Raw genomic sequence first — 11,992 nt, forward strand, 5'->3', positions numbered from 1 at the left:
CCCTCTCCGCTCACGGAAAGCTCGACCGTCACGCGCTCCCACCGCCCGCACCTGATTCAGCGCGGGTCATGGCGGCGCGTCCGGTGGAACGACTGACGCCGTTCCAGCAGCGGATCGCGGAGCTGTTCCGCGACGTGCTGCGCGTCGAGCACGTCGGACTGCACGACGACTTCTTCTCGCTGGGAGGCCACTCGCTCATGGCCACCCAGCTCGTGTCTCGGCTGCGCTCCACGTTCCATGTCGAGCTTCCGCTCCGCGCGTTCTTCGGCGCGGCCACCGTCGCCCGCGTCACGGAGTTCGTCGAAGAGCAGTTCCTGGTGCGCCAGCCGAGCACGGCCCAGGTGCCTCCGCTGCGGACCATTCCTCGCGACGGAGAGCTGCCGCTGTCGTTCGCGCAGCAGCGACTGTGGGTGCTCGATCAGGTCCAGCCGGGTGGCAGTCACTACAACATGGTCGGCGCGCTCCGGATGGAAGGCGCGCTGAACACCGAGGCGCTGCGGCTGGCGCTCGAACACCTCGTGCTCCGGCATGAGCCCTTGCGCGCGACCTTCGCCCTGAAGGACGGTCAGCCCGTTCAACGCATCCAGCCGCTCAGCGCGTGGCCGCTCCCACTCACCGACCTGGGGGCCTTCACCGTCGAGGCCCGCGAGGCAGAGACCCAGCGGCTGTGCATCGAAGAAGCCCAACGGTCCTTTGATTTGTCCTCGGGCCCCTTGCTTCGCACCCGCCTGCTGCGGCTGTCCGAGGACACGCACCTGCTGCTGCTGTGCATGCACCACATCGTCTCGGACGGCTGGTCCATGGGCGTCATGGTGCGTGAGGTGGCCGCGGGCTATGCGGCGTTCGCGTCGGGCCACAAGCCGGAGCTGCCCGCGCTGCCCATTCAGTACGTCGACTTCGCCGCATGGCAGCGACAGTGGCTCCAGGGCGAGGTGCTCGATCGTCACGTCGCGTGGTGGAAGGACGCCCTCGCCGAGGCCCCTCGGGTGCTGGAGTTGCCCACCGACAAGCCTCGGCCCACGGTGCGCTCGATGCGCGGCGCGCTGCACCCGGTTCACGTGCCCCGCGAGCTGTCCCAGCGACTGCTGGCCCTGGCCCGACAGGAAGGCGCCACGCCCTTCATGGCCCTGTTTGGTGTCTGGGCCCTCCTGTTGTCGCGCTACAGCCGGCAGGAGGACCTCCTCATCGGATCGCCCATCGCGGGACGACGCCAGGGTGAACTCGAAGGGCTCGTGGGGTTCTTCGTCAACACGCTCGTCCTGCGCGCTCGCGTCCGCCCTCAGGACTCCTTCCGTGCCCTGCTCACCCAGCTCCGCGAGACCACGCTGTCCGCCTACGAGCACCAGGAGCTGCCCTTCGAGAAGCTCGTCGAGGAGCTGCATCCTCAGCGCGACCTGAGTCGCGGACCGTTGGTGCAGGTCATCTTCTCGCTCCAGAACACGCCCGCCGAGGAGCTGCGCGCCCCCGGACTCCGATTGATCCCGATGGAGGTGGACAACGCCACGGCGCGCTTCGAGCTGGGGCTGATGCTCACGGAGACGCCGGACGGGGTGCGCGGCCACATCGAGTACAGCAGCGACCTGTACACGCCGGACACCGCGGAGCGGCTCGCGCGTCAACTCCACGTGCTCCTGGAGTCCGTGGTCGCTCAGCCCGATGCGCCCGTCTCGCGGCTGGAGGTCTTGCCCTCGGACGAGCGCCGCAAGGTCGTTCTCGACTGGAACGACACCCAGCGCCCGTATCCCTCGGACGTGACCATCGCGGAGCACTTCGCGCGGCAGGCCGCGGCACATCCGGACCGCATCGCGGTGGAGTGCGGCGAGGAGCGCCTGACGTACGGACAGCTCGACCAGCGCGCCAATCGCCTCGCACACTGGCTCCGCGAGCAGGGCGTGGGGGCCGATGAGCGCGTCGCGGTGTGCCTGGAGCGCGGACTCTCCCTCGTGGTGTCGACGCTGGCGGTCCTCAAGGCCGGAGGCGCGTACATCCCCTTGGATGCGTCCTATCCCGCGCACCGGCTCGCGCTGATGCTGGAGGACGGCGGGCCGCGATTGATGCTCACGACTCGGGCGCTTCATGGGCAGCTCGCCCTGCCCGACTCCCAGGTCCCCGCCGTCTTCACCGAGGAGCTGGAGCTGGGCACGCGGCCGACCACGGCACCCCACAGTGGGGCCGGACCGCGCAACCTCGCCTACGTCATCTTCACCTCGGGCAGCACCGGCCGCCCCAAGGGCGTCGCCATCGAGCACCGGGGAATCCTCCGGTTGGTGCACAGCGCGACCTTCGCGGGGCTGGGGGCGCATGAGACATGGCTCCTGTTGGCGCCGCTCTCCTTCGACTTGTCCGTCCTGGAGATGTGGAACCCGCTGCTCAATGGGAGTCGGCTGGTCATCTACCCGGCGGATGCGCTCGCCACGGATCTGGCTCGGCTGGAGCAGGTGGTGACCCAGCACGGCGTCACCTTCTCCCACTTCTCACCCAGCCTGTTCGCGCAGATCGTCGAGCACCGTCCCAGCCTCCTCTCTCGCCTGCGCGCCACGCACGTGGGCGGCGACATCATCCCGGCGGCCCACGCGCGCCGCGCCCTGGAGCTGGCGCGCATCCCCGTCACCAACGGCTACGGCCCCACCGAGTGCACGGTCATCGCGACCGCGTTCACCCTGAAGGACCCCGCGCAGGTCGGGGACGTGGTGCCCATCGGGCCGCCGCTCGACAACACCGTGGCGCTCGTGCTCGATGCGCAGCTCCAGCCCGTGCCCATCGGCGTACCGGGGGAGCTGTACCTCGGCGGCCATGGACTGGCGCGTGGCTATGTCTCGCGGCCGGACCTGACGGCCGAGCGCTTCGTCCCCAACCCTGTCGCCACGACTCCCGGTGAGCGCCTGTATCGCACGGGCGATCTGGTCCGCTGGCGCGCGGACGGGGCGCTCGACTTCCTCGGCCGCATTGATCACCAGGTGAAGGTGCGCGGCTTCCGCATCGAGCTGGCCGAGGTGCAGTCCGCCGTGCGCGCGTTGCCTGGCGTGGAGGACTCCATCGTCGTGGTGCGCGAGGACGTGCCCGGCGACCGCAAGCTCGTGGCCTATGTCGCGTCGGGCGCGGGGCGACCCGCGCTGGACTCCGCCACGCTGCGGGCGGGTGTTCGCGCGCGGCTCCCCGAGTACATGGTCCCCTCGCTCTTCGTGCTGCTGACGCACCTGCCGACGAGCCCCAGCGGCAAGGTGGACCGCAAGGCCCTGCCTGCGCCGGACGCGATGACGACGGGCCGGCAGGGACGCTTCGTGGAGCCCAGCCATCCGCTCGAAACGCAGCTCGCGACGCTGTGGGCGCGCGAGCTGGGCGTGGAGCGCGTGGGCGTGCACGACCACCTCTTCGATGACCTGGGCGGCACATCCCTGTCCGTCGTCCGCATCGCGGCGCGCCTGCGAGAGGCCATCCAGCGCGAGGTGCCCGTCGTGTGGCTCTTCGAGCACCCCACCGTGCACGACCTCGCGCGCCGGCTGGCGAAGGAGACCGCGCCGGTGGAGGCCCCCGCGCCCAAGCAGACGCGCGAGACACCTCGGACCGTTGCTCCCTCCGGAGACATCGCCATCATCGGCATGGCGGGCCGATTCCCGGGCGCGGGCTCCATCCAGGAGTTCTGGCGCAACCTGCGCGAGGGCGTCGAGTCCATCACCCACTTCCCGCCCGAGGCCGCGGAGCACCTGCCCGGCCTCCCCGAGGGGATGGAGCTGTCCCAGCACCCGGGCTTCGTCCCCGCGGGAGGCGTGCTGGAGGGCATCGATCGCTTCGACGCGGCGTTCTTCGATTTGTCGCTGCGAGAGGCGCAGTGGATGGATCCGCAGCAGCGCCTCTTCCTCCAGTGCGCCTGGACCGCGTTGGAGGACGCGGGCATTGATCCCCGGCGCCCGCCGGGGCCCGTCTCGCTCTACGCGGGCGCGATGGACTCGGGCTACGCGGAGGCGGTCCGAGGCAGCGCGGCGCTGGACGTCGCGTCCGTCTTCGAGCTGTACGGCACCGCGACGCATGAGGCGCTCGCGACCAAGACGTCCTTCAAGCTGGGGCTCACGGGTGAGAGCACGATGCTCTACACCGCGTGCTCCACGGGCCTGGTGGCCGTGCACCTAGCCAGCCAGAACCTGCGCGCGGGCCTGTCCGACGTGGCGCTGGCGGGAGCGACGCGCATCGCCGTGCCCCAGCGCACGGGCTACATCTACCAGGAGGGCATGGTGTCCTCGCCAGACGGGCACTGCCGCCCGTTCGACGCGCGGGCGCAGGGCACGGTCGGCGGCAACGGCGTGGCCTGCGTGGTGCTCAAGCGCGTGGAGGACGCCGTGCGGGATGGCGACGCCATCTACGCCGTCATCAAGTCCACCGCGACGAACAACGACGGACACGTGAAGTCGGGCTACACGGCGCCCAGCGTGCAGGGCCAGGCGGCCGTCATCACCCAGGCGCTGGAGCGCGCCGGCGTGAAGCCCCAGGACATCCAGTACGTCGAGGCCCACGGCACGGCCACGCCGCTGGGAGACCCCATCGAGGTGGCGGCGCTCCACCGCGCCTATGCCTTGGGGACCGAGCAGCGCGCCACCATCGCGCTGGCCTCGGTGAAGTCGAACATTGGCCACCTGGACACCGTGGCGGGGCTCGCGGGGCTCATCAAGGCCGCGCTGTCGCTGCACCACGGTGAGATTCCCGCGAGCCTCCACTTCGAGAAGCCCAACCCGCAGATTGCCTTCGACGCGGGTCCCTTCTTCGTCAACACCGCCCTCCGTCCCTGGCCTCGAAGCGAGACGCCCCGTCGCGCGGCCGTCAGCTCCTTCGGCATCGGAGGCACCAACGCCCACGCCATCCTCGAGGAGTCCCCCATGTCGCGGAGCGGATCCACCAACCGCCCCCACCATGTCGTCGTCGTCTCGGCGCGCATCCCCGAGGCGCTGGACGCGGCGTCGAGGAACCTCGCCGAGCACGCCCGCGCGAACGCGGAGACGGTGTCCATCGCGGACGTGGCCTTCACCCTCGCCACGGGCCGGCAGGGCTTCGAGTACCGCCGCGCCGTGGTGGCCTCCGATGCGGACTCGCTCGTGCGTCAGCTCGTGAAGCCCGCGACGCCGCGCCATGTCGCGGAGCCCGAGGCGGCCCGCGAGCGTCGCGTGGCCTTCGTGTTCCCAGGCCAGGGCGCGCAGCAGCTCGGCATGGGGAGCGAGCTGTACGCCGCCGAGCCTGACTTCCGCGCGACCGTGGATGCGTGTCTCGGCCACCTGGACGCGTCCTTGGCCCCTCAGGTGCGCGCCTTGCTGGGACTGGGCGAAGCGTCCGCCACGCCGCGTCTGGGCGACACCCGGGTCGCGCTGCCCGCGCTGTTCATCGTGGAGATTGCACTGGCGCGGCTGTGGATGACCTGGGGCATCCGCCCTCACGCCGTCGTGGGACACAGCTTCGGTGAGTACGCCGCGGCCTGCATCGCCGGAGTGCTCCCGCTGGAGGATGCCCTGCGGCTGGCGGTGGTTCGCGGCGAACTCATGCAGCGCCTGCCTGAAGGCGCGATGCTGGGCGTGGCGATGCCGGAGGCGCAGCTCCTCCCGCTGCTGTCGGCGAAGGTGAACGTGGCGGCGGTCAATGCGCCGGATCGCTGCGTCGCCTCCGGTCCGGTGGCGGACATCGAGCGACTCCAGGCCGAGCTGAAGCGCCGAGGCGTCGGCGCGGTGCGGATGCCCGCGCCGCATGCGTTCCACTCCGTGGACGTGGAGCCGCTGATGCCGGTGCTCGCGCGCGAGGTGTCCACGATGCGCCGCGCGGATCCGAGCGTCCGCTACGCGTCTGGACTCACCGGCACGTGGAGCCGCGCTGGCGAGCTGAGGACGCCCAACTACTGGGCCGAGCAGATGCGCCAGCCCGTGCGCTTCGCGGACGCGGTGGGCGCGCTGCTCGAAGACGGCTGCAGCATCCTGCTCGAGGTGGGACCGGGCCAGGACCTGACGCCGCTGGTGCGGAGTTGCCTGGGCGAGGACAAGGAGCGCGTGACGGCGCTGGCCTCGGTGCGGCGCGGTGGCGCGACGCCCGAGCACGCGGGGTTGATGACCGCCTTGGGAGACCTGTGGAGCCTGGGGCTGGAGCCGGAGTGGAGCGCTGTCCACGCGCATGAGCAGCGCCGACGGCTGCACCTGCCCACCTACCCGTTCCAGGAGATCCGCTGCTGGGTCGAATCCAAGCCCAGCGTGGTGGCCGCGCTCCCCGTCGCTCCCGTGCGGAGCGCCCCTGTACCGCAAGAAGTGGCAGCGCCCCCGCCTCCCCCGCCTCCCGCGCCACCGCCCGGGCGCGAGGATGCGCCCCGAGGTGACATCGAAGAACGGCTGGCCGCGCTCTGGCGTGAGCGACTGGGCCTGCCGTTCGTGGGACGCGACGACAACTTCCTGGAGATTGGCGGCAACTCGCTGATGGCGGCGCAGCTCCTCAACCAGGTGCGCGAGGCCTTCGGCGTCCAGCTCCCGCTCGCCGCGCTCTTCGAGGCCCCCACCGTGGCGGGCATCGCCGAGCGCCTGGAGCCGCTGCTGCGTCAGGCCCCCGCCGTCACCGAGAGCGTCGAGCTGCCGCTGGTGCCCCTGCCTCGCACGGGCGAGCTGCCGCTGTCGTTCGTCCAGGAGCGCGTGTGGCGACTGGAGCAGCACCGCCCCGGCCTCTCCGCGTACAACATCCCGTTCATCCTCCGACTGGAGGGCGACCTGGACGCGGGGCTGCTGGACCGCAGCCTCCAGGAAGTCGTCCAGCGTCACGAGGCGCTGCGCACGACCTACGACACCGTCGAAGGTCGCCCCGTTCAGCGCTTCCACCCGCACGTCCGCATCCCCATGGACGTGGTGGAGCTGACCGGCACGCCGGAGGAACGTGAAGTCGAGGCGCTCCGGTTGGCGAAGGAGGACTCGGCGCGTCCGTATGATCTCGTCAACGGACCGGTCATCCGCGCCACGTTGTTGCGGCTCGGTGCGCGGCTGCACGTGCTCATCGGCGGCATCCACCACATCGTCTGCGACACGCTGTCCATCGCGCTGTTCGTCCACGAACTCGGGCAGCTCTACGGCGCGTTCCGACAGGGGCGCCCCTCGCCGCTGCCGCCCTTGCCCGTCCAGTACGCGGACTTCGGCGCGTGGCAGCGACGGGAGATCAGCGAAGGCCGTCTGGCCGAACAGGAGCAGTGGTGGCGTCAGCGACTGGCGGGCATGCCGCGCCAGCTCGATGTGCCCACGGATCGCGCTCGGCCTCTCACCAGCCCCCTCACCTCCGTGCGCATGTCGGTGGACTTCCCGCCGGACCTCGCACGCGAGCTGGGGGCCTTCGGCAAGCGCGAAGGCTTCACCTCGTACATGTTGGTCCTGGCGGCGTGGAACACGGTGCTGCATCGCTACAGCGGCCAGACGGACATCATCGTCGGCACGCCGATCGGGAATCGCACCCGCGCGGAGCTGCTCCCGCTGATTGGCTACGTGGCGCACTCCGCCGCGTTCCGCACGGGCTTCGCGGACAACCCGACGTTCCGCGAGCTGCTGGGCCGGGTGAAGCAGGACGTGGCGGACGCGCAGGGACAGCCGGATGTCCCCTTTGAGTACCTCGTGGAGAAGCTCATCCCCGGCAAGGACATTGGCCGGGGCCGCATGACGGACACCGTGTTCGTGTTCCACAGCGGGATTGCCGGAGGAGCAACGGCGCTGGAGCTGACAGGGGTTCGCGGCTCGTTGATCGATCTGCCGGACGCGCCCGTGCAGTGGGGCGCCACCTTGTCTGACCTCACGCTGGTGCTCGCCGAGGAGCCCGGGCGCGTCCACGGCGCCCTGGAGTACGCGACCGAGTTGTTCGATGCCCCCACCGTGAGGCGCCTGGTGGATCACCTCCAGGTCTTGCTGGGGGCAGCCCTCGCGGCCCCGGATACGCGCGTCTCGCGCCTCCCCCTCGCGACGCCCGAGGAGCACCGCTCCTGGCCTCGCCCGGTGCGGCAGGCCGTATCGCCCGTGTTGACCACGCGGCTCGCCGAGCAGCTCGCGCGCAGCCCCGATGCCGTGGCGATGGCGCGGGGCGATGAGTCCTGGACGTGGCGCGCCCTGGCTGGCTGGGCGAAGGGCCTCGCGACGCGACTGCGGACGCTCGGCGTCCGAACGGGAGATCCGGTGGTGCTGTGCCTGCGCGCCACGCCGGAGAAGCTCGCGGCGCAATGGGGCGCGCTGGAGGCTGGCGCGGCGGTGGTGGCCTTGGGCCCGACGGACCTGGGCACGCTCGCCCTGTACGCGCCCGAGGGCTCGGTCTCACCGCTCGTCCTCACGTGGCGAGGCATGGTGACCTCCACGCGGCTGGACCCATCGCGGGTGGTCTTCGTCGAGGAGCTGCGGGACGCATCGCCTCAGTCCTCCGAAGCCACGTCCATCGGCGCCGACTCGCTCGCGTGGATTCTTCCGGCGGGCGCGGGACAGCCCGCGTGGACGCTCGACCATCGCGCCCTGGCCTCGCTGTTCTCCGCACTGGATGGGCGGTTGTCCGCCAGCCCGGGGGCAACGTGGCTCGCGGCCACGGAGTCCTCCGCGGAACAGGCCGACCTGGAATCCCTGTGGGCGTTGTCACGGGGCATGCGCGTGGCGTTCCCCGCGGCTCAGGTCTCGGCCCGGCTCGTGCGGTTGCAGGGTGGCGGGCCTCGCTCGAAGGCGCTGGACTTGAGCCTCCTGTACTTCGCCAACGACGAGGACTCGCTCAGCGGCCCCAAGTACGAACTGCTCATCGAGGGCGCGAAGTTCGCGGACGCCCACGGGTTCTCCGCGGTGTGGACTCCGGAGCGGCACTTCCATTCCTTCGGAGGTCTCTACCCGCAGCCGGCGGTGGTCGCCGCGGCGCTGTCCACCGTCACGCGCAACCTGCGCCTGCGCTCTGGCAGCGTCGTGCTGCCCTTGCATGATCCGCTGCTCGTCGCCGAGCAGTGGTCCGTGGTGGACAACCTGTCCGGCGGCCGCGTGGACATCTCGGTGGCCACGGGCTGGCACGTGCACGACTTCTCGTTCGCCCCGCAGAACTACGAGGACCGCCGCAACATCCTCCTGCGCAACCTGGAGACCGTGCGCGCCTTGTGGCGCGGCGAGCGGATCCGCCGGATGGGAGGCGGAGGCGTCCAGGTGGAGGTCGCACTCAGGCCCCGTCCCGTCCAGCGCGAGCTGCCCGTGTGGCTCACCGCCACGTCGAGCCCCGAGACGTTCCGACTGGCCGGAGAGCTGGGGGCCGGCGTGCTCACGGGCCTGATGGTCCAGCCGCTGGAGGAGCTGCGGCAGAAGGTGGCGCTGTACCGCGAGGCGTGGCGCCGCAACGGACATCCGGGCCGAGGCCACATCACCGTGATGCTCCACACGTTCATCGGCGACGACGAGCAGGAGGTGCTGAAGACGGTCCGCCAGCCGCTGATGAGCTACTTCCGCAGCTCGGCGGAGATCACCGCGTCGCTGCTGGCGGCCCAGGGCTACCAGGGGGAGATCGACAAGGTCTCCGAGGCAGACCTCCACGCCATCCTGGAGCACACCTTCGAGGGACACGCGAAGCAGACGGGCCTCATCGGCACCATCGAGAGCGGCGTGAAGCGCCTGAGCGTGGTGCGCGACGCCGACGTGGATGAGATCGCCTGCCTCATCGACTTCGGTCTGGAGACCCCTGTCGTGCTGGAGGGCCTGCGCCGACTGGCCAAGGTTCGCGAGCAGCTCGAGCGCGAGGAAGCGGCTCACCGCGTCCAGGTCGTGGCGGAGGCGGAGCAAGGCGTGGATGCGCTGTTGGCGCTGGCCCGCGAGTCAGGCGCCACGTTGCTTCACACGTCCGCGCGCCTGGCCCGAACGCTCGCGGAGCTACCCCAGGCGAAGGAGTCGCTGGGCCCCGTGGGCGCGCTCGTCCTGGACAGCGCGTCCTCGGAATTGGCGAGCGCACTGCATCGCGCCGCGGGCGTGGAGGTCCTCCTGGCGGGCGGTCCGCGCGAGGGCGCACTCCTTCCCCGCGCGCCGCATGAGCGAGTGCCCGAGGGACTTCAGCCGTGGATCCTCGACTCGGGCGGACAGCCCGTGCCCGTGGGCGTGGTGGGCGAGCTGGCCTTGACCGGGGCCGGATTGCCTCGCGGACTCTGGCGCGCGGAGGCGGAGGCCACGCGGCGACTCATGCCGCATCCGCTCGATGCCGAGACACGGCTGTACCGCACGGGACGCAGCGCGCGGCTCCGCGCGGATGGTCGGATTGAACCCGTCACGCTGCCCGCGGCCAAGGCTCCGACTCCGACTCCGAAGCCTCGGACCGAGACACCCTCGGCACCCCGAACGGCGCCCGCACCGCGTCCGGCCGCAGTCCCGGGCTCCACCGCCATCCCGCGCGCGCGGAGGGACCGGCCGTTGCCGCTGTCCTTCGCGCAGCAGCGCCTCTGGTACCTGCAGCAGCTCGACCCTTCGAGCGTGGCGTACAACAACGCCTCCAACTTCCGACTCACCGGGGCGCTCGATGTGGCCGCGCTCCAAGCCGCGCTCGATGAACTGGTGAAGCGCCACGAAGTGCTGCGGACGACCTACGCCCTGACCGAGAGCGGCGCCGAGCAGCGCGTCGCTGATACGGGCGGGCTGCCCATGCGCGTGGAAGACGTCCCGGGCGCCACGGCGGAGGAGCGTGAGGAGGCGATGCTGCGTCGCTGCCGCGAACACTCCGCCCTGCCCTTCGACCTCTCCACGGGGCCGGTGGCCCGAGCGCTGCTGTTCCGCCTGGGCGCAGAGCAGCATGTCTTGAGCCTCGTGTTGCACCACGTCGTCTCCGATGCCTGGTGCACGATGGTGCTCGCGCGCGAGCTGACGGTGCTCTACGCGTGCTTCGGCGCGGGGATTCCGTCGCCCCTGCCCCCCCTTCCGATTCAATACGCGGACTACGCCGTCTGGCAGCGGGAGTGGCTGGAAGGAGCGGTGCTGGCCGAGCAGCTGCGCTGGTGGAAGGAGCAGTTGCTGCACGTCCCCGCGCTGGAGCTGCCCACGGATCGGCCGAGGCCCGCCGTGCAGTCCTATGCGGGAACGAGCCTGCGCCTGCAGTGGCCGCGAGAGCTGTCCGAGCCGTTGCTCCAGCTCGGCAGACGTGAGGGCGCCACGTCCTTCATGGTGTTGCTGGCGCTGTTCCAGACCTTGCTCGGGCGCTACTCGGGCCAGGATGACTTCGCGGTGGGCACGCCCATCGCGGGCCGGACGCGCCCCGAGGTCGAGGGGATCATCGGCTGCTTCGTCAACACGCTGGCGTTCCGCTCGCGACTGTCCGGTGCCCCGACCTTCCGCGAGCTGCTCGGTCGGGTGCGCCAGCAAGCGCTGGAGTCCTATTCGCGGCAGGACGCGCCCTTCGAGCGGCTCATGGACATGCTCCAGGTCCCGCGCGATCAGAGCCGCACACCCGTGTTCCAGGTCGTCCTGAACGTCCTCAACACGCCGGAGGCGGATGCGTCGCCGCAGTCGCTGCAGCTCAGCGGCGTGGACGTGTCGACGGATACGTCGAAGTTCGATCTGAGCCTGGAGGTGTGGGAGCACCGCGCGGGCATGTCCTGCCGCTTCGAGTACGCCACGAGCCTGTTCGACGAGAGCACTCTCCAGCGAATGGCAGAGCACCTGTCGCTCCTCGCGCGCGCCGTGGTCGCGTCTCCGGACACGCCGCTCGTTGATCTACCGCTCCTCACGGAGGCAGAGCGGGCGCAGGTGCTGGCGACGTGGAACGACACCGCCGCGGAGTACCCGAGGGACGAGCTGGTGCACCACCTGGTGGAGCAGCAGGTGGCGAAGCGTCCCGAAGCCGTGGCGGTGGAGTCGGAAGGGACGCGACTGACTTACGCGGAGCTGGACGCACAGGCCAACCAACTGGCGCACCAGCTTCGCGCCTGGGGCGTGGGCCCGGAGTCACGGGTGGGCGTGTGCCTGGAGCGCTCGGCCCAACTGGTGGTGACGCTGCTGGGCGTGCTGAAGGCCGGCGG

1 protein-coding gene is annotated in these 11,992 nt (G+C 70.9%); it reads left to right on the forward strand.

The features are described from left to right. Positions 1–11,992, forward strand: an 11,992-nt coding sequence (locus JGU66_35875; protein ID MBJ6766162.1) for an amino acid adenylation domain-containing protein, incomplete at both ends; no start/stop codon positions are given.

It is taken from the genome of Myxococcaceae bacterium JPH2 (genome assembly GCA_016458225.1).
GTDB lineage: Bacteria > Myxococcota > Myxococcia > Myxococcales > Myxococcaceae > Citreicoccus.